Source organism: Rhizobium sullae (genome assembly GCF_900169785.1).
Taxonomy (GTDB): domain Bacteria; phylum Pseudomonadota; class Alphaproteobacteria; order Rhizobiales; family Rhizobiaceae; genus Rhizobium; species Rhizobium sullae.
The window spans coordinates 1-376 of the sequence record NZ_FWER01000261.1 but is presented as its reverse complement, the minus strand read 5'-3'; the positions used below and the strand labels follow the sequence as shown (position 1 = coordinate 376).

Genomic DNA, 376 nt, shown 5'->3' with positions numbered 1-376 from the left:
GCGTCCGCGTCGGCAACCTGACGATGACGAACCACCCGATCCACATGCATGGCTACGATTTCGAAGTGACATGTACCGACGGTGGCTGGGTGCGGCCGCAAGCGCGATGGCCGGAGGTGAGCATCGACATTCCGGTCGGCGCGATGCGCGCCTACGAGTTCGACGCCAGGTATCTCNAGCGCGATGGCCGGAGGTGAGCATCGACATTCCGGTCGGCGCGATGCGCGCCTACGAGTTCGACGCCAGGTATCTCGGCGACTGGGCGATCCATTGCCACAAGTCGCACCACACGATGAACGCCATGGGTCACGACATTCCGACCTTCATCGGTGCGGACAAGTCGAAGGTCGCCGAGAAGATCAGGAAGCTGCAGCCG

The 376-nt window shown here is 62.9% G+C and carries 1 pseudogene; it reads left to right on the top strand.

The features are described from left to right. Positions 1–376, top strand: a pseudogene (locus tag BN1800_RS44410) (multicopper oxidase domain-containing protein); the annotation flags it as partial.